Consider the following 23,725-nt stretch of genomic DNA (forward strand, 5'->3'; position numbering starts at 1 on the left):
GTTATTTGACAAGTCTGACAATTTGAATACTTTCGTCCAAAGAGGAGTTCAGCAACTCCTTGACATCAACTTCAAGTACATTGGCAATCTGTAATAATGTTTCCAGTCCCGGTTGCGAAGTATTGGTACACCATTTTGACACCGTTGCAGGATCTTTTCCTAATTGTTCAGCCAACCACTTGTTGGTTCGTTTCTTCTCCACAAGAACCACCTTAATTCGATTTATATCCTTTATAGTTTCCATTTTGGATTATATTATTTCTCTTATACTGCAAAAGTAATGATTTTACTCCATTCCAGCATCATTCAAATAATATGATTTTCCATTAAAATTGCGAATTAGTTCAAGAATAATCACAAATAGGAGTTTACAACAATTGTTTTCAGTATCTTTGTAACTGACAAATCACAAACAAGAACTTGGTTTATTGATAAATATGGAAGTGCATACATTGGACAATTTTCATGATGACTTTGAAACAGGCCGTTGGATGGTTCGAAAATTTATATTACCAAATGCATCCGATTACCTTTGGGACATAGAGAATATCACATGGGCTCAAACAGTATTAATTGATGCTTTTGGGGCAAATAGATTTTTTGATGAAGCTTCTCAAATGATAGCTAATTCAATATACCTTTTTCAGAAAGGATTTTTTGATACAGCATTTTATTCACTACGCCAATCCATTGAGCTTTCAATTGGCACACTATATCTAACAGCGAATCCGGAAAAGATGATAGAGTGGAAGAAATTAGAGCCCGGCTTTGAATCTGGTAAAATGGCTGACTTTCTACGAAAACATGAACCGGTCTTCAAAGAAATAAGAGCCAAAATCCCTGCTTTCTTTGACAATATACGTACTGTTCAGAGAAAGACAAATAAATATGTGCATAAACAAGGCTATTCATCCTTTTATACCACACAAAGATATTCATGGTCGGATCACCGTGAAGATAAAGTTTATCTTAATATAGTTTCAGATTTTGAAGAAATTTTGAATGTGGCGATTGGTGCCGTTGCCATGTATCGTTTGGCTATAGACCCTTTACCCATTATATTAATGGATGAAGAGTTGATGATGCGTTCCGGAGATTTTCTAACGAGACCATATTCAGAAGAATTTGTAGATAAATATATCGGCTTGGAAAATATCGAATTATATAAACAAACTAATATCTATCAGGAATTTAAAGAAAGTATAATGTCTCATGAAAAACAAAATGAAGCAGTTTTTAATATTATTCATTGGCAAATAATAGACAGATGCAAATTCGAAGATATAACCAAACAAATGCATTTACTGTCATATACGGATAGATTAGCAGTAGTTATTATGATGACATCTACAAAAATTCTGCAAGTGTATATTGAAGGTTGCTTCCATTACACTTCTGATGTTAAGGCGACACATTCGGATACGGTTATTGGTACTTCATATTATGAAGATTTCTTCGCGAATAGAGGTAATAACAATTTTAATGTTCCATTCAAAGATGGCTCGTATATTTCGAGAATTAAAATTTGCGATAAATTCTCTTACATAGAAACCAATACATTTCTTGATGATTCAGAAATAGCCATATTGAACTATATCGCCAAGATATTTGAAGAATCATATATTAAGCAAGAGAAAGAGTTAAAGAATTGGTTGGAAGAGCATAAAAAAAGAATTTGAAAAGCACAAAAATAAGTAGTTCCAAATGGGGCTGTCCCCAAAGTCGGGTATCCTCTTTTTGAGGATAGCCCCATATGTTGTTTTTCAGTTTTATCGTTTATTTACCCTTATCCAAAAACTTCTGTATTGCTACCGCAATGCCAATTCCCAAAGTAGCCATAAGAATGCAACCAATAGCAGCTTTCCAAATCAATGCCGAGTGCAAAATCTCCACATTCGCTACTATGATGCTGGCGAAAAAAGAGAATAGTACAACCAGTATGATAATCAAGATATAGAATATCGTGTGCGGTATGAAAATATGGCTGTCTATCTTGCGAATTTTTCGCTCAGTTTCATTACATTTGTCTTGAATTTGATGAAGGAACTTATCAAGGACAGTTTGCCCAAATTTCTCGGCTTGCTCCTGTGTTCCTTGTGCAATAGCCACTTTGTACTCCCGGAGGAATTCGAGCAGATTTACCAGATTTGTAATCATGTAATGCACATTGTCATTCAGGCTGGCAAGTTCCTTGATGTTCACATTGAGTAGCCGTTTTTCTTCCTCCAGATATTCATTCTTGGGAGTGGCTTTTATGGATTCCGCTTCATTCATTTCAGCGGAAAAATCAAATTTCTTTTTCATAGGCTTATCGTTTTAATCCTGTTTTTGTTTTCTTTCCTAATGAACGGCTGGCGGCACGAGCGCATCTGCGAGCCCATTGCAAATCGTCGTCTTCCTTGTCTCTCCACGGAAGGTCGCTTTGTGAACCTCCGCCACCACCTCCAGTTGCCACATTCGGCGTTTCAAGCAGTCCTACAAAAATAGCCACCGCCATATCGGTAAGTTCCTGACAGTTGGCAACAAACCTGTAATCGAACTCGTCATTGAAGCAGTCGAGAACTTTTTCCGGAATATAGACCTTGTGTTCCTTGCCTTCATGGGTAAGGGTATAGGGAATCATGTCTGAACGGTCTGCGAGATATTGGGTATAGTCAATAGGAGCAGCCTTATGTTCTGTTGGCAGCTGGATGACTTGGGTAGTATTGTTCCTAATGGTTGTGGTCGGCTGATGATGCAGCTTCTCCCATGTCGCAGGAAGTTTCGAGACCATCAGATTTCTGCCTACTCCCAATTCGGAAGCTTTGTATTTGGTATTCCCTTGCACGAGTGCATAACCATGGAGAATACCTTGCTTGTCCTCTCTTTCATGGACGGTATAACCTTTCCGTATAAGAGCATTCTTGTACTCATCCCATGACCACGATGGCATTGCCCTCAACACCTCCATGCAGTCCCGATTCACTTGTGGGATGTTGCGATTTCGGATTTGTGCCGCAGTCGTCCAGCCACGTTTCTTTGCCACTCGCTCCGCTGCACGTTGCGCCCGAAGATGAATGTTGTGGTCATTGTTGATATTGCCATTTTCATCCAAACGGCAGACCGCAGCATGGAGGTGGGGAACTTCGCCTTTGGATTCCGTATGCAGCCAGACCGAGTATTTGCTGTTAGCCAAATTAGTCTGGCAAGAACGGACTTTTCCGTCCTTGCCGGTAATCACTTGTTTGTCGAACTCCTCTGCGAAGTCGTGCCAAAGTTTTTGCCAGTCCTCCATGTCATAGAACTGAGTATGTTCGGGAGACGGACTCAACTCGATTCTGATTACCGAGTTCTTTATCGGCCGGTGTTGGGATAGGGTCAATTGCATGGAGTTCCATATCCCCATAGCATCCGGTTCTGAAGGCAACAGATTGTCCAATACCCGATAGATTTTCTCCGGATGTTTCTTGTGCTGTGATTCGCCGGTAATGTAACGGATGTCGTTTATTCCGTGCGATATGGCTTTGGCTTTTGCAATCATTCTTCTTCGATTTTGGGGTTAGACGGAATCTTGTTCTTCTCTTTTACTGCATTCAGGAACTGGCAGACACTTTCGGCCACATTGCCAAGTTCCTTGAGCCAGCTGACCATGAACGGAATCTGATTGAACATTGCTACACGTTGCTTTGTGGACATTCCGTGCAGTGCGGAGGTGTATTTTACGAGGTCTGACCGACAATCGTCCAGATTCTGCAACAGTGCCGCTTCTTCTTTTGTAAGCCTCGCTTTGGGCTTGAAGTTATAGGCGCACGACAATAGGTAATCGCTTACGGTCATGCCGCATTTTGTAGCTAGTGATTTTATATACTCCTTCTGGGTAGGAGTTACTTTCGCCCCGATGAAGACGTCTCTTGTTTCTTTCGAGGAATCCAATGTTTTTTCAATATCTTCTTTCATTTGAATCGTTTTTATAATGGTTGAATAGGTGCGAGCTTGCGAGTACCGCACCGGCAAAGGAACTGAGCAGGCGAGAGCGCCAATGTAAAACCGTAACGTAGTGAGGTTATACCTTGGCATATCTCGCAACAGTTACCTGTTGATGCTTCACGGCAAGCCATATCGGTTGCGTATAGTGAACTGGCACTCGGATAGGAAACATAGGATGATACTAGCCTCTAAAAGAGGGGAGAATATGAATATCTCACATGATGTCTTCCTCCGACTTTGCTTTATTCTTATATATACGCCCCAATAATAAAGTAAAGTTGAACTCAATAATGGTATTCTGGATTGAAGGCATAATCTTTCCCTTCTTTTATAACCATTTGTTTGTCACTGAGCAATGTTGCGACCTTTACCGCCTTGTTATAACCGAGTTTTATACCCTGTAATCCGTAACCCTCTTGCAAGCGTACTATATAATCATCGTAATTGTTGATGTTGCCATTGGCAAAAACGGCATCCAATGCTGGACGATGTACATTCTTTGGAATCTCCTTGTCCGGATCGAACGGTCCTTTGGTTGGTCGTCCGGTCTTCTTCTCTTTTGGCAGATAGGACTCTACCGGTTCGGGCATGGCTTCCTCGTTTATGCGGAAAGCGAAAGGTTCAAACTCACGGTCGCGGATATGCACGGCTTCGACCACGCTTATAGTCTTGTCCTCTTTATCCACCTCGATCTGCATAATGGTTTCCGCTTTATTGTTGAGTTCAGTGCCGATGTGACCACGAGCATGTTCGTCATTCTTGTTCTGATGCAGTACGGTATGGATGTGAATCTGTCTGTCGTCCGTCCACTGCATGAATTTGGAGATAATATCGGTAGATTCACCAGGAGAATTGATGTCATACAGGAAATCACGGATGCCATCAATTACCACCAGTCCCAAATCCGGTATTGTGCCAATGGCCTGTTCGACTATCAATAGCCGTATTTTAGGTGAGAACTTACGCAGAGCCAGCATGAGCAGATTATCCGGCTTCTTGTCTTCCGGCAATTCAGCCAAACGTAGGATTCGTTTCAATATCTGCTGGCAATGATGTCGTCCTTGCTCCGTGTCTATGTACAGAATATTCCGCTTATTCTCGGGGAAAGTGGATCGATAATGAAGAACTGTGCTGTTTCTCAATGCCGATGCGACAATGGCAGATACGTTAAAGGTTTTCTTGCTTTTGGCTTTTCCGATGGACGCACTGAAGTTTCCCAATGTACCGATAACAGCATCGTCTACCATCAGCACCACTGGCGACTGCTCGTAGGTATTTGTTACGCTCACGATTGATTCCTCCACATAAACCGCTAATTCCTCACGTGAAGGAGTCGTATTGTCCGCCTTCTCCATAGTTACCAGTTTTTCAGGTTCGGTTTACGACGATGGGATGCGAGCATGGACTTATTCTCTTCTTCGAAACTTTGCGGAGCCGGATTTTTTCGGGAGGATTCCAACCATCTGTCCAGCTCATCACGATAGATGTAGAGATGTTTTCCTTGTTTTATAACCGGAATATCGTCCTTTTTGACCTTGTAATAAAAGGTTGACAACGGCATTTTAAGATAGGCACAAGCCTCCTGTACGGTCATGGGGACGTGCGTGTTCTCTTTGGTTTCGTACTGCTTGGAAAGTTTCTCCGTTAGCAGATTTTCCATACTTGCGATTCTGTCGCATAGTTCGCCCACCACAGTCGGCAGGTCGTTGAATGTCAGTTGGTCTTTTTCCATATTATACTCTTTTAATCGTTTAATATGCTGCGAATCAACTCAATGAAACCTTGCAGAACAATACAGACCGGATTAATTATTTCGTCTGCATGCGTTTTTTTAGTCTGAGTTACTATTATCTGTTTCTAAATGGAAGCGATAATCGCCTTTATCGGGCACGTCAATAGGAATCTGACTAGGAACTTGATCCCGCAAATTAAGTTTGAGATATTCAAGAGTCGCATTTTCGAGTTCGTGAGGAAATGAAGACTTGATAAAAACGGCTCTTTTTGCCAATGATACTCCCAAGCGTTCACCTACATTCCATGCCAGATGGCGAAGTCCCGGTGATCTCAGCGGATTATCTATATTGGAGCGAATGGGCTTGTATAAATCGGATCTATCACAGGCCATATACTCAATATTAGAAATGAGGATTACAATAGCTTCTTTGGACAGATAAGGTGCGGTTTTAATAGTTACATATTCACGAATAGCATTCATGACTTCTACTTGTTTTTCTGCTTCTTTCTTTTTGATGTTCTCTCGTATTGTATCATAATTATCTATAACTGAATTATTGGGCTGTTCAATAGTTTTAGTTTCATCTGCACAATCGGTTTTTATTTCGAAACCAGAGTCAGTAATAATAGGAGATTGCCGGTCAAAAGAAAAATTGATTGGATTCTTCGTCAGCCAAGTGTAGAAAAATCGTTGCAGTAGACCGCACAATAGAATTGTAACCACGAGGCCTATTATAACTGGAGTCGTTATTGTTGTGGTATTGATTTTATGATAAGTGAATAGGTAAGTGTCTACTGCCACATAGGCAATTACCAATAATGCAAGAATAAAACTTATCCTCTTGGTCCGAATTTGAGTATTATTTGTCATCTACTGCAAGTATTTGAAATGGTTATATGGCAAAGTTATGTGCTATATTCCAGATATATATAATTAGTGACGACGAATCGCTCAATATTTGTAAAAAATAACGGTTAGAGTATGATTTCAGACTAAAAATCATACTCTAACCGCTTAAAATAGGGATAAGTGGCTGTCAGTCCTTCCGTGTCAAGGTAATCTTCTTGCTGGCTTCACGTTTGTTGGCATCCACGACTTTGATATACCTTTGAGTGGTGGTAATACTCTTGTGAGCCATAATGCTCTGTATGGTGCGGATGTCCGTTCCGGCAGCTGCTTGTAGCGTTGCAAATGTTCTACGATAGGAATGGAAGGTTATATTTTTGGTGATTCCGGCAGAACGAATCCACTCTTTCATCGGAATTTGCGTCCAACTACGCATAAGTCCCTTGAATACTAAACCTTTCTTTTCTGAACTATAGCCTATCAATCCCAACGCTTCTTCACTAATAGGAATGATGTCTTCCGCTTTGTTTTTTTGTGTGATGATATGTACGCATTTCCCTCCGGCTGAGTAGTCTACAATATCTTCCCAGCATAGTGCGAGAATATCACTGATACGTAAACTGGTCATACATGAAAACAGCGATGCTATTTTCAGAATGGGCTTCTTGCACGGTGTTTCAGCCAACTTGTACAGTTCATCTACAGACAGATACTCTTTAACAACATCCTCCGTTTCAATCTTATCCAAAAAATCATTGACATTGGTCTTTATCATTCCATTGCGGTAGAGTATTTTCAGGAATCCCCTGAAGGTAGACCAGTATCCCGATGCGGAGTTTCGTGTTATGCGTCCGTTACGTCTCAGTTTCTTAGCCGTGAGCAGATACTCCCGAAACTTGTTGCAAAGGTCTATGTCAATCTCTTCAAAAGTACATTTACCATGTACGAAGTTGTTGAAATGCAGATAGACAAACTCTCATTTCTGGTCATGCTTACGGAGTTGCTTGCGATAATGCTCCAAGAAGTCTGCCTTGAGTCTGTACTTGTCAAAGAAGTCATACCGTTCATTGACAACAGACTCGAACCTACGACAACGGATGGCTTCGGCTTTCTCGGTCATTACCTCGTTGAAATTCTGCTCTCGTTTGTTTCTCGGATTGGCATAAACATAGATGCCAAGCGATTCATGACGGATAACTTTCATAGTCTCTTTGTCCCGATACCCAGGATAATAATCTAAATAGAAAGACATCATTCTACCTTTTAACGGACGTGTTCTCAACGTTACTGTTTTACATTCATGCATACTAATATATTTTTATGGTTATTATTAATTCGCTTGCAAAACTCTGTAGTGTAATCATGCAGATTACATACAGCAGAGATTAATTTTTGAAGAATTAATGGATAGCGACAAATTAGATTATTTGTGAACACCCATAACCCTGTCAAACTCTACTTTTAGGAATCGGACGAACCGTCCGTTCTTCTCGCGGTTGATCTGATGGAATTGCAGAATTCCGTAAACAGAGTCGCGGGAGAGTTTGAATTTTTCCATAGCCTCCTTGACTGTGTAATATTCCGCTTTGCTTTCCTGTTCCGATGTTTTGGATAGGTCGAAATGGAGTTTGGAATAATAGATTTGTCCGTGTTCTTTCTTGGATGGGATATTGTTCCGATACACCTGCGAACGGATGGCGACGCGTGTCATGCCGTATTTTTCCTGAATCTCTTCCGGTGTGTACCATTCGGTCAGGTCGGAATCTACTTCGTATTTGGCAAAGGCGGCATCAATATGTTTCTTGCTGTAATAGTTGAACTGGCGGATTCTCACTTTCGGAACTTTGTGCTGCCGTGTATAAGTCCACACCCATTTGGCGTTGACCTTATATTTCTCTGCAATTTCTTCAGCAGTATAATACTCGGTGATGTCGAAGTCCTCTTTAGGCATGATGCGTTCATACGGTTTGGTTTTCATCATTAGTTCGATGTCAGCACGGCGAATGAGCGACTTTTTGCCACTGATGCGTGAAGCCCGAAGTTTGGATTCCTTTACCAATTTATATATGTATTGTCTGGTTACGCCCATCAACTTTGCTGCTTGGGCAAAAGAGAAGAAATCCTGTCCCTCGGCGGCTTGTCGAGGTTGTAGCAACTCTTGCGAGCGTTTCAACTGCCGCTTGCGTTCCCGGATGCGTTCTTTGTAGCCAAGATTGGAACACTGATGGCTACAATAGCAGGTCGTTGTCTTTTGGGCTATAAATGGCTTTCCACACCATTGACAAATCTTTCTTACTTCCATATTTTCCTTGTTTACATTGGGGATAATTTCTCCTTATTTCTCCCGGATTTTGCCAACACATGTAAACCATTGTCAACACACGTCAACTAATGCGTCACTGTGACATTCGGGCTAACCGTGAATTTCTGTCGCGGTAGAAATATGATAGAAAAATATGGATAAAAACCGTTATCTCCAAATACGGACTGGAAAGTGTTAAAATAGAAAAGTCGCTGAAATACAGCGACTTTATTCTAAATGGTTATAGTTAGTTATGGCTGTTTCCAAGCCATCATTTGCCGATGCAAAAATGCTGAAATATATTTTGAAGTACCATATCGTTTGTTACCTCTCCTGCTATATCCGACAGATGGAAGATACATTCTCGTATATCCTGTGCTAAAAAATCTCCGGAAATATTCGCATCCAATCCGTTTTGTACCCGGTGTATGGCATCCAGTGCACGGGATAGAGCCTCATAATGGCGGACATTTGTAACGATTACATCATTTTGTGTAATCGTTGGGAGGTGGGCGGCTTCGATCAGTGTTTGTTGTAATTCGTCAGTACCTGATCGCTGTCTTGCAGAAATAAAGATTGAACTTATGTCTTCTTTGGAGAAACTTGATAGAAGAGAAATTATATCTTTCTTTTGTTCTTCTCTGATCAGGTCAGATTTATTAAATACTACGATCAGATGTTTGTTTTGGCAACGTGGGAGAATTTTACCTGAAAGCTCTTCCATTTGTGACTTCGCATCTGTAGCATCAATCATCCAAAGCACAATTTCGGCCTGATCCAGTTTCTGGAAGGTACGTTCAATACCCAAACTCTCGATGGTATCATTAGTCTCACGAATTCCGGCAGTATCTATAAAGCGGAAAGTGATGCCACCTATGTTTACAGTATCTTCAATGACATCACGGGTTGTGCCGTGAATATCACTGACGATGGCTTTATCCTCATTCAATAGAACATTCAATAGGGTCGATTTTCCTGCATTGGTTTCGCCTATGATGGCTACCGGAACACCATTTTTTATAGCATTTCCTACACTGAACGAATGAACCAGGCGAGTGATAACCTGTTCTATCCCATCTGCTAAATGGCGTAATGCGGAACGGTCTGCAAACTCCACATCTTCTTCACTGAAATCCAGTTCGAGTTCGATCATAGATGTGAAGTCGAGAAGTTTTCCACGGAGGTCAGCTAATTCTTTACTGAAGCCGCCACGCATCTGGCTCATGGCTAAACGATGGGTAGCAGCAGAGGTTGAAGCAATCAGATCTGCCACAGCCTCTGCCTGGCTGAGATCCATCTTGCCATTCAAAAAAGCTCTTTGTGTATATTCTCCGGGTTGAGCCATACGGCAGCCGTTTTTAATAAGCAGTTGCATCACCTGCTGAAGAATATAGGTAGAACCATGACACGTAATTTCAGTACTATCTTCCCCTGTGTAGGAGTGGGGGGCACGAAACAAGCTGACAAGTACTTCATCCACAATCTCTTTCTCATTGTGTATATGTCCGAAAGTTAATGTATATGGCTTTTTATCAGAGAGTTGCTTCCCTACTTTAACTGGAGTGAAAATACGTTCAGTAATAGTTATGGCATCGGGACCAGAGACGCGGATACTTCCGATAGCTCCTCCTTGGGCGGTGGCTATAGCACAAATGGTGTCTTGATTCATTTTTTTTTCATTTTGAAAGGCAAAGATAGGATTTTCTGTAGAAAAAAGGAATAACTTTTAATGCAAGTTATTCTTTATTATTCTTATCTTTGCTATCCATACAACAAAACGAAATGCACTTATATGATAGCTGAAGCTGATTCCTTTTTCAAAGAAGAATATATTGAAAAACTAAGAGACAAATTTCAAAAAATGACCTCTGTTTTGTCTGCACATCAAATTGCACTGTGGGAATATGATATTGTAACGGGTGAATGTAGCTTTACAGATGACTACTTTCGTATATTAGGATTAAAAGAAGTAGGTATCATTTTTAAAGATATTGATGATTTCTATCGGTATGCCTGTCCGGAGGACATTGTTCCTTACCGGAATGCTTTCTCCTGTATGCTCGATTCTGAAACAAAAACGTCCCAGATACGGATACGTTGTATCGGTAATAAAGGGCAAGTTATTTGGCTGGAAGACCACTTCCTTTCTTATCAGAAAGATAAAGATGGACATCCGGAAAAGATAATAGCCTATACTATCAATGTTACTTCGCAATGTGAAAAAGAGCAGCATATAAGGCGTCTGGAAGCAAGAAACCGGAAAGTGATTGAAGCTTTGCCGGAGTTTATATTTATTTTTGATGATAACTTTTTCATCACTGATGTGCTGATGGCATCCGATACTGTGTTACTTCATCCGGTAGAAGTATTGAAAGGAGCTGACGGACGTTCCATTTACAATCCGGAAGTAAGCGACTTATTTATTCGTAACATACACGAGTGCCTGAAAGAAGGGCGGTTAAAAGAGATTGAGTATCCGCTGGATGCCGAAGATGGCAGGCATTATTTCCAAGCTCGTATCGCCCCATTTGAAGATAATAAAGTCTTGGCTTTAATTCATGACATCGGAGAGCGTGTACAACATGCCCAGGAACTGATTGAAGCCAAAAGAAAAGCGGAGGAGGCAGATCGTATGAAATCTGTTTTCTTGGCTAATATGAGTCATGAGATCCGTACTCCCCTGAATGCTATTGTTGGCTTTGCCGAAATTATAGCTTTGACAGAAGCTCAGGAGGAAAAAGAAGAATACATTGGCATCATTCGGAAAAATAGCAATGTGTTGCTCCAACTGATCAATGATATCCTCGATTTATCACGTATTGAGTCCGGCAAATCAGAGATACATTTTCAACTGGTGGAGATGACTTCACTGATTAATGAAGTTGAGAAAGTACACCGGTTAAAAATCAGCGATGAAATTGAGTTAAGAGTAACACGTCCGCAAGAGAAAATATGGATTACAACCGATCGTAACCGGGTTACTCAGATATTATTTAATTTTCTGTCGAATGCCATTAAGAATACCAGGCAAGGATGTATTACAATCGGAATGTGTGTGGAGAAAGATTGGCTGAAACTGTTTGTCAGTGATACCGGATGTGGAATTCCCAAAGAGAAACTTCCCCTGATATTTACCCGTTTTGAGAAACTGAATGATTTTGTACAAGGTACGGGGTTGGGGTTATCCATCTGTCAGAGTCTTGTAGAGCGTCTTGGCGGGAAAATAAATGTGGAATCCGAAGTAGGAGAGGGGAGTACCTTTGCTATGTATTTACCTTACCAGCAGGTAGACTTAACCATTACTGAATCTGATTATCAGGAGGGACGGAAACGGATATTGGTAGCAGAAGATGTAGAAACCAACTTTATGCAGATCAATGCTTTGCTAAAGAAAGATTATACTCTTTCGTGGGTGACAAATGGTGAAGAGGCTGTGAACCGTTTCTTACATGAGAAACCAGATCTGATACTGATGGATATTCGTATGCCGGTGATGAATGGTATTAAAGCCACAGAGAAAATTCGTGCGGTATCTGCTGATATTCCGATCATAGCCGTGACGGCAAATGCTTTCTATATAGAACAGAAGCAGGCGCTTGCTGCGGGATGTAATGAAGTTGTTTCCAAACCTTATTCAATAGAACAGCTGAAAAGTACGATCGAGAAGTACCTCTGATTACTTTTTTATATTACAACAATTTGAAGTGTAACGTGTTATACTATTACTAATATAATAAATTGAACACTCAAATAATTTGTAATATGAAGAAGGTAGTATTGATAGGGGCCAGTGGTTTTGTAGGTTCGGCTATCCTTAATGAAGCTTTGAACCGTGATTTTCATGTGACGGCCGTAGTTCGTAATCCGGACAAGATAAAAATCGAGAATGAACATTTAGTAGTCAAGAAAGCAGATGTTTCTTCTCTCGATGCAGTTTATGGAGTCTGTAAGGGAGCCGATGCTGTGATCAGTGCCTTTAATCCCGGATGGGATAATCCTAATATATATGATGAAACAATTAAAGTTTACCTGACGATAATTGATGGAGTAAAAAAATCAGGCGTGAATCGTTTCCTGATGGTAGGTGGTGCTGGTTCGTTGTTTATTGCTCCGGGGCTCCGTCTGGTCGATTCTGGTGAAGTTCCTGAGAAGTTATTGCCGGGAGTCAAAGCTTTGAGCGATTTTTATCTTAATTTCCTGAAAAAAGAAAAAGAAATAGATTGGGTATTCTTCTCACCGGCTGCTGATATGGCGCCAGGCGTACGTACAGGCAGATATCGTTTAGGCAAAGATGATATGGTTGTAGATGTAGTGGGTAATAGTCATATTTCGGTGCAGGATTATGCAGCAGCTATGATTGACGAGTTAGAGAAGCCGGCACATCATCAGGAACGTTTTACCATAGGGTATTGACCGGACGATGGCTTTCCAGAAAGTTTAGATAGAGTTTGGCACATCCCCGGGCATCAGAGAGGGCTTCATGATGGGTGAGATCAATGTTTTGCCGTTGACAGCAAGCACTCAGATTGGCAGGTTTATAGCCTAAAGAGCGGTAGATACGCAGGGTACATTCCCAACGTTCGGGCAGTAATAACTCATCATAATCAAGCTGGTACATACGCATGGTACGTTTCAATACATTGCGGTCAAATTGTTCGTTGTGAGCAACAACTGTTTTGCCTTGTAACCGCTTCCGTACTTCAGGATAAATGGCATGAAACCCCGGTAATGATTCGGTCATATCCGGGGTGATGCCATGTACAAGGATATTTGATCGCCAATATACGTTTTCGGGCGGTTGGATCAGACTATAATACTCATCTGTAATCACTCCGTCTGTAACGGTGACAATGCCTACCGAACAGGCGCTTTCCATATAGCCTGTAGCTGTCTCAAAGTCGATGGCGGCAAATGATAAATTCATTAGATTCTGTCAAGAACGGTTTTTATTAGTGTATCAATGGTGTTTTTATATCCCGTATTCGCTTCTTTAATAAGGCGGTTGGCAATTACCATGCAAACGGTCATCGCTCTGTGTCCCATTAGTTTTGATAATCCGGCAAGCGCAGAGCTTTCCATTTCGAAATTGGTTATTTTGAAACCATTGTATTCAAACTTTTCAATTTTATCATTTTGATTGGGATCAGCCAAAGGAACCCGCAGCTCACGTCCCTGAGGGCCGAAGAAGCCACCGGCAGCGATTGTAACGCCACGTACCATGTCTTCTTTAGCAATACGGTCAATCAGTTCCGCATTTGCATCAATCACATAAGGGGCAGGTGCACACATATTGCCCGACCATCCCATATGGTTCAGGAAGGCGCGTTCAAAAGCGAGATCACAGACTGCATTTCTTCCGTCGTAGAAGTTGAGCAGCCCATCAAAACCAATTGATTTTTGTGAACAAACAAAGGTGCCAACCGGAGTATTGGGTTGCAAGCCCCCACAAGTGCCGATACGTACCAGTTCCAGTGAGCGGAGATGTTCTTTTTCTTCACGGGTCTGAAAGTCGATGTTTGCCAACGCATCCAGTTCATTCATTACAATATCAATATTGTCACAACCAATACCGGTGGAAACAACGGTAATACGTTTACCTTTATAAGTTCCGGTGATGGTTTTAAACTCGCGGCTTTCCACTTCAAATTCTTTCTTGTCGAAGTGAGAAGCTACGAGTGCTACTCGTCCGGGATCTCCAACAAGTATTACTTTGTCTGCCAGTTGTTCGGGTTTTACATGAAGATGGAATACTGAACCGTCTTCGTTGATTATCAACTCTGAGGAAGGAAAATACTTTTTCATGCTGTTCAAAGATTTAGTTATAAACAAGTTCTTAATAAAATAACACAGAGTTCCACAAAGTGTTTATTAAAAGTGAAACTCTATGGAACTCCGTGTATATTATTGTGAGCAGGCTAATCGCTCAATGGTTTATTATTGTTTCCACCCATTGGTTTTGCTATGTTGTCCCGCATGGATGTATCAGCCTGGATATTTTTCATTTTATAGTAATCCATAATACCGAGGTTTCCGCTACGGAAAGCCTCTGCCATTGCTTTCGGAACTTCCGCTTCGGCCTGAATCACATTGGCACGTGCCTCTTCTGCTTTTGCTTTCATTTCCTGTTCGGTAGCTACGGCCATCGCACGGCGCTCTTCTGCTTTTGCCTGCGCAATGTTTTTATCTGCATTTGCCTGATCTATCTGTAAAGCTGCACCGATGTTTTTACCTATATCAATATCGGCAATATCAATTGACAGAATTTCAAAAGCTGTTCCTGCATCCAGACCTTTGCGAAGTACTAATTTGGAGATAGAATCCGGATTTTCGAGTACCGACTTGTGGTTTTCGGAAGAACCGATAGACGAAACGATACCTTCACCTACGCGGGCTAGGATTGTATCTTCACCTGCACCACCCACAAGCTGCTTGATACTGGCACGTACGGTTACACGTGCTTTGGCTATGAGCTGGATACCGTCTTTGGCTACAGCTGTAACAGGAGGTGTATCGATTACTTTCGGATTAACGGACATTTGAACAGCCTCAAACACATCACGTCCGGCAAGGTCAATAGCCGTAGCCATCTGAAAGGTGAGTTCTATGTTTGCTTTAGAAGCGGAAACCAACGCATGAACTACTCTTTCTACATGTCCTCCGGCCAGATAATGGGCTTCAAGTTCGTCACGGGTGATATTACTCAGACCGGCTTTGTGGGCTTCAATCATGCCCGGTACGATAATATACGGCGGAACATTACGGATGCGCATCAGAAAAAGTTGTACCAGCGAGATGTTTACTCCCGAAACTTTGGCGGACAGCCAAAGGAAGAATGGTACGTAATGAAAGAAAAGAACCAGGAGAATAATACCTCCCGCTATCAGTAAGATAGTCAGATACATTGGTTCGACGTTCATAATGAGTTTTGAATTAAGTGAATATTATGATTTCTGTTTTTCTACAAAAATAGTTCCGTCTGTAATTCGGTTAACTACTATCGGTGTCTTTTCATCCAGCAGCCCGTCCATCGATTTTACTTCTATGATGTTACCGTCGATATCTGCATAACCAATTTGTGCCAGTCGGGTAGTGGTAATTCCTGTGTCACCTACTTTTACTTTATTGGCGGCACTTCGGTCTACTTTGGATGTAATGTCTTTTTTTAAAGCCAGTTTGTCCAGCGTTTTTGATCGCATAAACCATACGAGAGAACCGATGCATGCGATTCCTGATACCACCAAAGTGATGAATCCTGCACCCGTACCCATATAGGCGAAAGCATAATAATTGGCATAAATGATGCAACCCAGTGCTCCGAAGCCTGCCACGCTAATTCCCGGGATAACAAACAGTTCTACCAGAAAAAGTATTACTGCGGCAATAATGAGTACAACGATTATCAGTACATCCATAGTTTTGTTATTTTAGATTTTGTTTTTCTGTATTGCGTATGTCGATAGCCTCCTTGTCCAGTTCGCGGATCATCTGTTCTACCCGTTTTTCAAGATCAAGGATAGATGGAGCCATTTTTGTTTTTTCTTCTTTATTGGCACGTGCATACCACTGACGCTGACTGTCCAGTTTACTTTCCTGCTGGCGATAGTCTTTTTCCTTCTGTTGGTATTTCTTGAACTGTTCTTTTGCCTGTGGAGATTTGAAATCGTCCAGGTGATAATACGTTGTGTTATCATCAATGATGAATTCAAAGTCGGCCACAAATTGTTCTTGTGGCTTATGATTAATGGCAGCTTCCAATCTTTTTCTGGCATTACTTACCTCTTGTTTGTCTTTCCAGGTTGTTTTTAATGATTTAAGTTGGGCCAGAGCTATGATTTGTTTCGGGTCCATTGCTTCATAATTGTACACCTGTTTTGATTCGTTCGGGATGAATACATACACACACACCTTACCATCAGGCTGATAACGGTCTGAGGCAAACCATCCCAAGTTGTTGTATTCGTCGATGACGTACATATAGTCATTATAAGGCGAATTGAAAGGCATGCCTACATTTTCGGGGCTAAGATAGGTATCCGTATTTGTGTTATAGCGCGTCACGAAAATGTCATATCCACCCAAAGATCCTTCTCCGTCCGAAGCATAGTAGATTGTTACTCCGTCTGTCAGTACGTATGGATAGTTTGTATTGCCCGAAGCATTAATACTTCCCGGCAACTCCATGCCTTTACTCCATTCATCCAGCAATTTGTTCTTTGACAGAATATTGAGCAGTCCTTTTTTATCTTTTTCGCCGTAGTATATTTTGTTTGCGAGTTCTGTTTCGTAAACAGTTCCCGGATGTTCTCCCTCTGTTTTGAAAAAACTGTTGTATGAAAACAGTTTACCCGATTCTTCGCTGATTTTATATGCATCAAGAAAGTTCGCTTTATCTACAACAAAGCTGTCAATCACGCATACTTCTTCTACCCCTTTCAGCATACGAAGGTTGGATTTTGCTTTTTCCAATAATTTTTCAGCTTCTTCAGTAGGTTTTTTTTTCTTGGTAAGATCTTCTATGTAAGCTTCATAGTTTTTAATAGCTTCATCAAAACGATACAGGTCATTGTAGTTCTCAGCCAGATAAAGCTGTCCGGTAGGAATGCGTTTTTTTACTGCCAGTTCCAGATATTTCAACGCCTTGTCCGGCTCTCCGGTTTTCAGACAACAGACACCGTACCACAGGTTATAATTTCCATTGGCGGGTTGGGATTTGACGTATTTTTCAAAGACAGGTTTGGCTTTATCGTATTGTCCTTTATTAAACATAGTCTTTGCCTGCTCCAGTGTTTGTGCAGATACACTTGTAAGGATCAGGCAGAAAAGAAAGAATAAAATATGCTTTTTCTTCATATAGGGTCTTGGCTTGTTATTCAGAAGTTCAAAAATACAAATTAATCGCGAATATTCCTTTTTTAAGTTATTCTATTATGTTAATTCTTCTTTAAATCATTCTTTTCACTTACTTTTGCAGCCAATTTTTGAAGATATGACAAAGTTTACAGAAGAAGAGCAAATCTTGCGTCGCATTGAGCGCCGGTTTAATAAAGGTGTAGTGCAATATAACCTGATAGAGGAGGGCGATAAAATTCTTATCGGTCTGTCGGGAGGAAAAGATTCGCTGGCCTTGATCGAACTGTTGGGAAGGCGGGCGCGTATCTTCAAACCCCGCTTTTCGGTGGTAGCGGTGCATGTCGTGATGAAGAATATTCCTTACCAGAGTAATCTGGAATATTTGCGGGCACATGCCGAAACATTTGGAGTACCTTTGGTGGTATATGAAACTTCGTTCGATCCTTCTACCGATACCCGTAAATCTCCTTGTTTCCTTTGTTCCTGGAACAGGCGAAAAGCTCTTTTCACGGTTGCCAAAGAGCAGGGATGCAATAAGATAGCTTTAGGGCATCACATGGATGATATTCTGGAAACATTGTTGATGAACCTTACTTATCAGGGAGCCTTTAGTACGATGCCTCCACGGTTGGTGATGAAGAAGTTTGATATGACAATTATACGTCCGATGTGTCTGGTACATGAGGCTGATTTAATAGAACTGGCTGCTTTACACGCTTACCAGAAGCAAGTGAAAAATTGCCCTTATGAATCTCAGTCAAGCCGTAGCGATATGAAAGGAATACTGCATCAGCTTGAAGCTATGAATCCTGAAGCACGGTATAGCTTATGGGGGAGTATGACGAATGTACAGGAAGATTTGTTGCCCGAAAAAAATGAATAACTGATTAAAACAGAGATAGATATGAAAGGATTATATACTGTGTTACTATTAATAGTATCCAATATATTTATGACATTTGCCTGGTATGGGCATTTAAAGATGAAACAGGAGTATTCTTGGTTTGCTACGCTTCCGCTTATTGGTGTTATTGCTTTTAGCTGGGCAATTGCTTTTTTTGAGTATACTTTTCAAATTCCGGCCAATCGTTTGGGATTCAGTGGAAACGGAGGGCCTTTTAGTTTGATGCAATTGAAAATTATACAGGAAGTGATAACTTTGGTTATTTTTACCGTTTTTACTACAGTCTTGTTTAAAGGTGAGTCATTGCATTGGAATCATTTGGCAGCTTTTGTTTGTCTGATATTAGCAGTGTATTTTGTTTTTATGAAATAACTCAGTTTTAACATGTGGTTTTAACATTTTAAGCCATTGTTACAAGAGTGTACATATTTGTAGTATAAGATTGTACACATTAGTATAACATACGTGTACAACTTTGCATAACAAGAATGTACACTCTTTTATGTCTTAAGGTAAGGCTCTTTTATTCGCTTAAAATCAGTGCGTTATATGCTGTTGAATAACACTGTTTTATTCCGTAACCTATTTCCTGAAGTATCTGTAATTGCTTTTTTAATAACTATCTGCTTATATACTTCTTCATCCCTTCTGTGAAGAATGTTTTGAACTCTCCGTTCTCACCGCTGTATATAAAACAAGCATCAATCGCCGGATTTGCATTGGCAAAAGCTTCTGCTTCTTTTAGTCCCATAACCATAAAAGCAGTGGCAAGGGCATCGGCTGTCATACAATCTTTGGCAATGACGGTAGCAGATAAAATGTTATGCTGTACCGGATATCCTGTTCTCGGATCAATGGTGTGTGCATATTTCTTTCCATCTTTATAGTAGAAGTTGCGATAATTGCCCGATGTAGCAAGACCTACGTCTGTCAGTTCGAGAATCGTCTGTATTTCCTGATTGACGGACAGTGAATCATCTATGGGCTTATTAATGCCGATACGCCACAGGCCATTGCGTGAGTTTTTTCCTTTGGCAACTATTTCGCCACCTATATCTATCATGTAGTTTTGAATGCCTTTGCTATCGAGCAAATGTGCCACCACGTCTACGGAGTATCCCTTGGCTACTGCACTGCAACTGAGCATAATGCGAGGGTCTTCTTTTACTACCTTGCCATCAACCAGTTTTACTCTTCTGTAGTCAGTGATTTGCAGCAAGCTGTCTACCATCATGGAATCGGGAAATGCTCCTTGTTTGAAACCAAATCCCCAGGCATTTGCCAGTGGGGCTATGGTGATGTCGAAAGCACCATCGGTCTCTTTGGAAATTTCCATGGAACGGTTGAAGCAGGTTTGGAAAAAGCTATCCGTTATAATGTCTTCGTTTCGGTTCACGCGGGAAATCACTGATGTGTCATTGAATGGAGACAACGAAGCATCAAAACGCTTTAACTCAGCTTCTATTTCTGGTTTTAGATCACCATCATATTGATAGGTAATATTATAAATTGTACCGAAGACCAAACCATTAATACTGTTGTAGGGTATGTTGTTTTTACGTACCAGTATCCAGATGGTAGCCAATAGGAGAATTCCTAACCAGATAAAACTTTTCTTCGCTTTCATATCTGTTTTTATTTAGCTGAAAAATAAATGTTCAATTAATATTTTGATTCCGATAATTATCAGTATTATACCTCCCCATAACTCGGCACGTAGCTTTCGTGCAATGCCACAACCACATTTAATGCCGAATAACAATCCTATTAATGACACTGCGAATGAGACGAATCCGATGATACCGGTAGGGGGGAGGATCTCAGAGAAATCCCGGATGCCTAAAAAGGCAAAAGAGACGCCTATGGCTAAAGCATCGATGCTTGTGGCTATTGCCATGGTTAACACTACTTTCAGACTGGCAGGATTAAATTCTTTGCGGCATTCTTCATCTTTGAATGATTCCAGAATCATGCGTCCACCTAAAAATGAAAGGATTGCAAAAGCAATCCAATGGTCTACACTCTCAATGAGGTGGCTGAATGTACTGGCACCTATCCAGCCCAGAAATGGCATTAATGCTTGGAAGAATCCGAAGAAAAAAGCCATGACCAGCATGGGACGCCACCGAATCCGTTTTAAAATAATACCGCTTGCAATAGAAACAGCGAAACAGTCCATCGCCAAACCAATTGCAAGTAGCCAAATCTCTAATCCTGTCATTGTGTTTAATAAGGTAGTTTATATATCAGAGTGTATGTCACTCCCATGTTGTTGGAACCATATTTCCCGAATCCGGGCACCATCCACGGGTTACCATATTCGCTAACCGAGGCGGAGAGCTTATACTTCATTCGTAACGCCCAGCCCATATAGAAATTCTTGTATATCTGTACTTTTACGCCTGCCACAAATTCCATCCACTGCATGGTCGCTTTTTGTCCGGGGTGATCATAGGGAACACTGCCTCCCCAGATGATATCTCCGAGACTTGGGTTCTCATATTCACCTCCAAATGCCGGATCTTTCATCGGCATGCTGTTGATATCATATTTCATATGACTGAAACCGTAGCGAAGACCTACATACAAAAAACTATTCTTCTCCTTTTTCTTGGACATCGTGTTATAATCTACTCCGATGCGGAAGAAAGGGGCTGAACTTTTATAATGAATACCGGTATCGTTCCATGAATCTGTAGTACTGAAACCAATTTCAGCAGTAGGGAGAAACATATTTTTCAGATTCACAACTATATCCACTTCGGAACTCAGAAAATCACTTCCGAAAAGTTTGCTACCCAGACCGTATAGGTCTACGCCAATATACGTGCCGTTATAAAGGGGAACTTCTTCTTTGGGTTCCTCTTTTACGTTCTTTTTCTGATCTCTTTTGGGAGTGGGATTGACGTAGGGCCGTTGCTGGTTCTGCGCCGAAATCTCCAATGAAAAGAGTAGAAACAGACTAATCGCGATTGCGGTAGAGTAACTTAAGATTTTCTGTCCCATCAGTATTGGCTTGTTTATTAGGTATTTGGATAGTATCTAATTCTAAACGGCTGTATTTTAATCCGACGATACTTTGTTTCATGCTATATCCACACTCCATTGACTCAAAGTAGGGCACATTGTGTTGTTTGATATAGATGGTATCACACAGTGTCCGATCTTCTTTATATGCATAGTAGAAAATGAATATGGTGGAATCTGAGGTGTATCGCAGCGGTAGCGTTAGAGTATGTACCTTTTTTTGATTGTTGATAATGATAGAATCTGTTCCGAGTGCGGTTACCGTCAGAGAGTCGAGTGTATCGTTTACGATTTCATCTTTAACATCTTTAGTATAGAGCGTACAATTGATCATAGCGCGTCCGGCAATAGAGCAATCACTGTCTTCAGAACATGAGGTGTGTAGTCCGATACCAACACTTGCAATGAGGAGAACCAGGAAAAGTCGGATTAAATTCTTCATATATATATACTCATTTATATGGTTTGGGTCATTCTCAAATCATTTTTTCTACCTGATAGTTATTACGTTCCGGAGCATTGCGGGAGATCAGCTCGCCCAAAAATCCTGCCAGGAATAACTGTGTTCCTATAATCATAGCCGTAAGGGATAGATAGAAATACGGAGAGTCCGTTACTAATCTATAGGCCATTCCGTTATGCATGTGATACAGTTTGGTAGCTCCTACTATTACAACGGATATAAATCCGAAGATAAACATTAACGAGCCTAACAATCCGAAGAAATGCATTGGTTTTACTCCGAAAGTAGAAAGAAACCAAAGAGAAATCAAATCCAGGTATCCGTTAAAGAAACGATTCAGACCACCAAACTTTGTTTTACCGAATTTACGTGCCTGATGTTGTACCACCTTCTCGCCGATTTTCTTAAATCCGGCATTTTTAGCCAGATAAGGGATATAACGGTGCATTTCGCCGTATACTTCGATATTCTTCACTACGGCCTGGCGATAGGCTTTCAAGCCACAATTGAAGTCGTGTAGATTTTTAATACCCGATACTTTACGTGCTGTAGCATTGAATAATTTAGTAGGGAGTGTTTTGGAAAGCGGATCATATCTCTTTTGTTTCCATCCCGAAACAAGATCATAACCCTCTTCCGTGATCATACGGTAGAGTTCCGGTATTTCGTCCGGACTGTCTTGCAAATCTGCATCCATAGTAATGACCACATCGCCTTCTGCCTGCTTGAATCCACAGTATAAAGCCGGTGATTTACCGTAATTGCGACGGAATTTAATTCCTTTTACAATCGGTGACTGAGCTTTGAGTTGCTCTATAATTTCCCATGAACGATCTGTACTACCATCATTGACAAAAATAACTTCGTATGAGAAACCATTGGCTTTCATTACCCGTTCAATCCAGGCAAACAGTTCGGGAAGTGATTCTTCTTCGTTGAACAAGGGGATTACTACAGATATATCCATTCTTAATTTATGAATTATGATTTATGAATTATTCCTGTGGGGCTTCTGAGGTTCCTGCAGGAGTATTTCTGTTTCGCTTCATTACAAACAATGCCGTAGGAATAGCAAGTAAACTACCGGCAAAGACATTCCATGATAAAAGTTGCATCGTGATATCAATGGATGATAAAGACTGAGCATTGGCCATTGCGGTTTTGAATACTTCTTTCTCTGTCTCCATTCCGGGAAGGGTAACTAACATCTGTTCCATATCATTCATGCATTGTGTGATAATAAATCCATGATCGATAAACTGGAAATAAATATAATGTGCTACTGCAACCAGTAGTGAAGCAAACATGTACATAAACAAAGTAAAAAGACAGGCATGAGCAAAGCTGATTGCACCGCCGCATATTTTGTTCCGATACATCTTAACATAGTGGTATCCTATGAAGGGAACACCGATAGTAAGGCCCATGAACAGGAGTGAAAGAAACGGAATAGTAAACCCCAATGGGAATAAAATGAATTTCAATATCCAATATGCTCCCATGTATGTGCCAAAATGCATGGCATATTTCTGCAAGTAATTTCTGTTTTCTGTCATTTTTAAATTTAAAATAGCGCACAAAGGTACAAATAATATTGGTTGATAGGGGAGATCAGGCTGTTAAAGTTAATAA

25 protein-coding genes and 1 pseudogene are annotated in these 23,725 nt (G+C 40.8%); 5 read left to right on the forward strand and 21 right to left on the reverse strand.

Features of this window, described 5'->3' with window-relative positions; all coding sequences use genetic code 11:
- Nucleotide 1: 1 nt before the first annotated feature.
- Complete coding sequence (locus K8P02_RS03010; RefSeq protein ID WP_025867791.1) at nt 2-244, reverse strand: helix-turn-helix transcriptional regulator; 243 nt, start codon at nt 242-244, stop codon at nt 2-4.
- 193 nt (nt 245-437) lie between these two features.
- On the opposite strand from K8P02_RS03010, the gene K8P02_RS03015 reads away from it, so the two are divergent.
- Entirely contained in the window at nt 438-1,679 is a 1,242-nt protein-coding gene (locus tag K8P02_RS03015; RefSeq protein WP_025867790.1) for a hypothetical protein, read from the forward strand.
- A 97-nt stretch (nt 1,680-1,776) separates the two neighbouring features.
- Here the strand turns inward: K8P02_RS03015 and K8P02_RS03020 are convergent, their stop codons facing one another.
- The 9 genes and pseudogenes from K8P02_RS03020 to mnmE all read right to left on the reverse strand — a co-directional run bounded on the left by K8P02_RS03020 (nt 1,777) and on the right by mnmE (nt 10,518).
- Nucleotides 1,777-2,304, reverse strand: a complete 528-nt coding sequence (locus tag K8P02_RS03020; protein ID WP_025867789.1) for a membrane protein — start codon at nt 2,302-2,304, stop codon at nt 1,777-1,779.
- A 4-nt stretch (nt 2,305-2,308) separates the two neighbouring features.
- On the reverse strand, nt 2,309-3,520 hold the full coding sequence (locus K8P02_RS03025) for a relaxase/mobilization nuclease domain-containing protein (protein WP_025867788.1): 1,212 nt from the start codon (nt 3,518-3,520) through the stop codon (nt 2,309-2,311).
- Nucleotides 3,517-3,936 (reverse strand): plasmid mobilization protein, encoded by a 420-nt coding sequence (locus K8P02_RS03030; RefSeq protein WP_025867787.1) that lies wholly within the window; start codon nt 3,934-3,936, stop codon nt 3,517-3,519. The genes K8P02_RS03025 and K8P02_RS03030 overlap by 4 nt, the downstream gene beginning before the upstream one ends.
- A 314-nt stretch (nt 3,937-4,250) precedes the next feature.
- Complete coding sequence (locus tag K8P02_RS03035; protein WP_025867786.1) at nt 4,251-5,321, reverse strand: AAA family ATPase; 1,071 nt, start codon at nt 5,319-5,321, stop codon at nt 4,251-4,253.
- 2 nt (nt 5,322-5,323) lie between these two features.
- The gene (locus K8P02_RS03040; protein ID WP_025867785.1) at nt 5,324-5,698 is read right to left on the reverse strand and encodes a helix-turn-helix domain-containing protein; all 375 of its coding nucleotides are present in this window, start codon (nt 5,696-5,698) and stop codon (nt 5,324-5,326) included.
- Nucleotides 5,699-5,797: 99 nt separating this feature from the next.
- Nucleotides 5,798-6,571: a hypothetical protein gene (locus K8P02_RS03045; RefSeq protein WP_025867784.1), complete on the reverse strand. Its 774-nt coding sequence runs from the start codon at nt 6,569-6,571 to the stop codon at nt 5,798-5,800.
- Nucleotides 6,572-6,737: 166 nt separating this feature from the next.
- Nucleotides 6,738-7,853 (reverse strand): annotated as a pseudogene (locus K8P02_RS03050) (tyrosine-type recombinase/integrase).
- A gap of 117 nt (nt 7,854-7,970) precedes the next feature.
- Nucleotides 7,971-8,849, reverse strand: a complete 879-nt coding sequence (locus K8P02_RS03055; protein ID WP_025867783.1) for a helix-turn-helix domain-containing protein — start codon at nt 8,847-8,849, stop codon at nt 7,971-7,973.
- Nucleotides 8,850-9,120: 271 nt separating this feature from the next.
- Complete coding sequence (gene mnmE, locus K8P02_RS03060) at nt 9,121-10,518, reverse strand: tRNA uridine-5-carboxymethylaminomethyl(34) synthesis GTPase MnmE (protein WP_007484588.1); 1,398 nt, start codon at nt 10,516-10,518, stop codon at nt 9,121-9,123.
- A gap of 123 nt (nt 10,519-10,641) precedes the next feature.
- On the opposite strand from mnmE, the gene K8P02_RS03065 reads away from it, so the two are divergent.
- Nucleotides 10,642-12,525: a PAS domain-containing hybrid sensor histidine kinase/response regulator gene (locus tag K8P02_RS03065; RefSeq protein WP_025867782.1), complete on the forward strand. Its 1,884-nt coding sequence runs from the start codon at nt 10,642-10,644 to the stop codon at nt 12,523-12,525.
- 86 nt (nt 12,526-12,611) lie between these two features.
- Nucleotides 12,612-13,262 carry an NAD(P)-dependent oxidoreductase gene (locus tag K8P02_RS03070; RefSeq protein ID WP_195660905.1) on the forward strand — a complete coding sequence of 217 codons (651 nt, stop codon included), beginning with the start codon at nt 12,612-12,614 and terminating at the stop codon, nt 13,260-13,262.
- Here the strand turns inward: K8P02_RS03070 and K8P02_RS03075 are convergent.
- The 5 genes from K8P02_RS03075 to K8P02_RS03095 form a co-directional block, all read right to left on the reverse strand.
- Nucleotides 13,246-13,773: a 3'-5' exonuclease gene (locus tag K8P02_RS03075; RefSeq protein WP_002562063.1), complete on the reverse strand. Its 528-nt coding sequence runs from the start codon at nt 13,771-13,773 to the stop codon at nt 13,246-13,248. The genes K8P02_RS03070 and K8P02_RS03075 overlap by 17 nt on opposite strands.
- Complete coding sequence (locus K8P02_RS03080) at nt 13,773-14,651, reverse strand: nucleoside phosphorylase (protein ID WP_002562062.1); 879 nt, start codon at nt 14,649-14,651, stop codon at nt 13,773-13,775. Before K8P02_RS03080 ends, K8P02_RS03075 begins: the two co-directional genes overlap by 1 nt.
- Nucleotides 14,652-14,764: 113 nt before the next feature.
- The gene (gene floA / locus K8P02_RS03085) at nt 14,765-15,766 is read right to left on the reverse strand and encodes a flotillin-like protein FloA (protein WP_002562061.1); all 1,002 of its coding nucleotides are present in this window, start codon (nt 15,764-15,766) and stop codon (nt 14,765-14,767) included.
- Nucleotides 15,767-15,790: 24 nt separating this feature from the next.
- Entirely contained in the window at nt 15,791-16,261 is a 471-nt protein-coding gene (locus K8P02_RS03090; protein ID WP_002562060.1) for an NfeD family protein, read from the reverse strand.
- 7 nt (nt 16,262-16,268) lie between these two features.
- A complete protein-coding gene (locus K8P02_RS03095; RefSeq protein WP_025867781.1) occupies nt 16,269-17,699 on the reverse strand; it encodes a tetratricopeptide repeat protein in 1,431 nt (476 codons plus the stop codon).
- A 136-nt stretch (nt 17,700-17,835) separates the two neighbouring features.
- Between K8P02_RS03095 and K8P02_RS03100 the strand changes: the two genes are divergently transcribed.
- Complete coding sequence (locus tag K8P02_RS03100) at nt 17,836-18,582, forward strand: ATP-binding protein (RefSeq protein ID WP_007484592.1); 747 nt, start codon at nt 17,836-17,838, stop codon at nt 18,580-18,582.
- A gap of 21 nt (nt 18,583-18,603) precedes the next feature.
- On the forward strand, nt 18,604-18,975 hold the full coding sequence (locus K8P02_RS03105) for a DMT family protein (RefSeq protein ID WP_002562057.1): 372 nt from the start codon (nt 18,604-18,606) through the stop codon (nt 18,973-18,975).
- A 247-nt stretch (nt 18,976-19,222) separates the two neighbouring features.
- On the opposite strand, the gene K8P02_RS03110 is transcribed toward K8P02_RS03105, so the two are convergent.
- The 6 genes from K8P02_RS03110 to K8P02_RS03135 are packed head-to-tail and all read right to left on the reverse strand — an operon-like array spanning nt 19,223 to nt 23,649.
- Complete coding sequence (locus tag K8P02_RS03110; protein ID WP_002562037.1) at nt 19,223-20,230, reverse strand: FAD:protein FMN transferase; 1,008 nt, start codon at nt 20,228-20,230, stop codon at nt 19,223-19,225.
- 12 nt (nt 20,231-20,242) lie between these two features.
- Nucleotides 20,243-20,824 carry a manganese efflux pump MntP gene (locus K8P02_RS03115; protein WP_025867780.1) on the reverse strand — a complete coding sequence of 194 codons (582 nt, stop codon included), beginning with the start codon at nt 20,822-20,824 and terminating at the stop codon, nt 20,243-20,245.
- A 5-nt stretch (nt 20,825-20,829) separates the two neighbouring features.
- Nucleotides 20,830-21,609, reverse strand: coding sequence for a DUF6048 family protein (locus K8P02_RS03120; protein ID WP_002562035.1), 780 nt, complete (start codon nt 21,607-21,609; stop codon nt 20,830-20,832).
- Nucleotides 21,566-22,072, reverse strand: a complete 507-nt coding sequence (locus tag K8P02_RS03125) for a DUF6452 family protein (protein ID WP_002562034.1) — start codon at nt 22,070-22,072, stop codon at nt 21,566-21,568. Before K8P02_RS03125 ends, K8P02_RS03120 begins: the two co-directional genes overlap by 44 nt.
- Nucleotides 22,073-22,106: 34 nt before the next feature.
- On the reverse strand, nt 22,107-23,060 hold the full coding sequence (locus tag K8P02_RS03130) for a glycosyltransferase family 2 protein (RefSeq protein ID WP_002562033.1): 954 nt from the start codon (nt 23,058-23,060) through the stop codon (nt 22,107-22,109).
- A 28-nt stretch (nt 23,061-23,088) separates the two neighbouring features.
- The gene (locus K8P02_RS03135; RefSeq protein ID WP_002562032.1) at nt 23,089-23,649 is read right to left on the reverse strand and encodes a DUF4199 domain-containing protein; all 561 of its coding nucleotides are present in this window, start codon (nt 23,647-23,649) and stop codon (nt 23,089-23,091) included.
- Nucleotides 23,650-23,725 lie beyond the last annotated feature (76 nt).

It is taken from the genome of Bacteroides nordii (genome assembly GCF_019930665.1).
GTDB lineage: Bacteria > Bacteroidota > Bacteroidia > Bacteroidales > Bacteroidaceae > Bacteroides > Bacteroides nordii.

Bases quoted from the DNA above. Each gene is read 5' to 3' on its own strand.
- K8P02_RS03010 (WP_025867791.1), bottom strand. From the start codon at position 244: ATGGAAACTATAAAGGATATAAATCGAATTAAGGTGGTTCTTGTGGAG.
- K8P02_RS03015 (WP_025867790.1), top strand. From the start codon at position 438: ATGGAAGTGCATACATTGGACAATTTTCATGATGACTTTGAAACAGGC.
- K8P02_RS03020 (WP_025867789.1), bottom strand. From the start codon at position 2,304: ATGAAAAAGAAATTTGATTTTTCCGCTGAAATGAATGAAGCGGAATCC.
- K8P02_RS03025 (WP_025867788.1), bottom strand. From the start codon at position 3,520: ATGATTGCAAAAGCCAAAGCCATATCGCACGGAATAAACGACATCCGT.
- K8P02_RS03030 (WP_025867787.1), bottom strand. From the start codon at position 3,936: ATGAAAGAAGATATTGAAAAAACATTGGATTCCTCGAAAGAAACAAGA.
- K8P02_RS03035 (WP_025867786.1), bottom strand. From the start codon at position 5,321: ATGGAGAAGGCGGACAATACGACTCCTTCACGTGAGGAATTAGCGGTT.
- K8P02_RS03040 (WP_025867785.1), bottom strand. From the start codon at position 5,698: ATGGAAAAAGACCAACTGACATTCAACGACCTGCCGACTGTGGTGGGC.
- K8P02_RS03045 (WP_025867784.1), bottom strand. From the start codon at position 6,571: ATGACAAATAATACTCAAATTCGGACCAAGAGGATAAGTTTTATTCTT.
- K8P02_RS03055 (WP_025867783.1), bottom strand. From the start codon at position 8,849: ATGGAAGTAAGAAAGATTTGTCAATGGTGTGGAAAGCCATTTATAGCC.
- mnmE (WP_007484588.1), bottom strand. From the start codon at position 10,518: ATGAATCAAGACACCATTTGTGCTATAGCCACCGCCCAAGGAGGAGCT.
- K8P02_RS03065 (WP_025867782.1), top strand. From the start codon at position 10,642: ATGATAGCTGAAGCTGATTCCTTTTTCAAAGAAGAATATATTGAAAAA.
- K8P02_RS03070 (WP_195660905.1), top strand. From the start codon at position 12,612: ATGAAGAAGGTAGTATTGATAGGGGCCAGTGGTTTTGTAGGTTCGGCT.
- K8P02_RS03075 (WP_002562063.1), bottom strand. From the start codon at position 13,773: ATGAATTTATCATTTGCCGCCATCGACTTTGAGACAGCTACAGGCTAT.
- K8P02_RS03080 (WP_002562062.1), bottom strand. From the start codon at position 14,651: ATGAAAAAGTATTTTCCTTCCTCAGAGTTGATAATCAACGAAGACGGT.
- floA (WP_002562061.1), bottom strand. From the start codon at position 15,766: ATGAACGTCGAACCAATGTATCTGACTATCTTACTGATAGCGGGAGGT.
- K8P02_RS03090 (WP_002562060.1), bottom strand. From the start codon at position 16,261: ATGGATGTACTGATAATCGTTGTACTCATTATTGCCGCAGTAATACTT.
- K8P02_RS03095 (WP_025867781.1), bottom strand. From the start codon at position 17,699: ATGAAGAAAAAGCATATTTTATTCTTTCTTTTCTGCCTGATCCTTACA.
- K8P02_RS03100 (WP_007484592.1), top strand. From the start codon at position 17,836: ATGACAAAGTTTACAGAAGAAGAGCAAATCTTGCGTCGCATTGAGCGC.
- K8P02_RS03105 (WP_002562057.1), top strand. From the start codon at position 18,604: ATGAAAGGATTATATACTGTGTTACTATTAATAGTATCCAATATATTT.
- K8P02_RS03110 (WP_002562037.1), bottom strand. From the start codon at position 20,230: ATGAAAGCGAAGAAAAGTTTTATCTGGTTAGGAATTCTCCTATTGGCT.
- K8P02_RS03115 (WP_025867780.1), bottom strand. From the start codon at position 20,824: ATGACAGGATTAGAGATTTGGCTACTTGCAATTGGTTTGGCGATGGAC.
- K8P02_RS03120 (WP_002562035.1), bottom strand. From the start codon at position 21,609: ATGGGACAGAAAATCTTAAGTTACTCTACCGCAATCGCGATTAGTCTG.
- K8P02_RS03125 (WP_002562034.1), bottom strand. From the start codon at position 22,072: ATGAAGAATTTAATCCGACTTTTCCTGGTTCTCCTCATTGCAAGTGTT.
- K8P02_RS03130 (WP_002562033.1), bottom strand. From the start codon at position 23,060: ATGGATATATCTGTAGTAATCCCCTTGTTCAACGAAGAAGAATCACTT.
- K8P02_RS03135 (WP_002562032.1), bottom strand. From the start codon at position 23,649: ATGACAGAAAACAGAAATTACTTGCAGAAATATGCCATGCATTTTGGC.